We start from the raw sequence: 259 nt of genomic DNA on the forward strand, positions 1-259 counted from the left end.
CGACGATGCCTGGCGCGACCTCGTCGCCTGGACCCACTACGCCATGATCGACGCGGCGGAGGCCGGGATCAGCCAGGCCAATGTCGACCGGCTCCGGGGCGAGACCCTGAGCCCGGACGTCAAGCGCAGCCTCGGCCTCGAGGGCCGGTACGGCCAGGGCCTCGGGCTGACCGGCGACTGGGCCTACCGGATCGTCCATCCTGTGGGCAATTACGGCGACGTCTTCGCCCGCAACCTCGGCGACGGCACGCCCCTGAAG

Annotated in this window: 1 pseudogene; it reads left to right on the forward strand. The window is 71.4% G+C overall.

What is annotated here, in order from left to right:
• A pseudogene (locus AC0IY1_RS25415) lies at positions 1 to 259 on the forward strand (amino acid ABC transporter substrate-binding protein); the annotation flags it as partial.

The sequence above is a fragment of the Methylobacterium sp. AC690 genome (assembly GCF_979256535.1).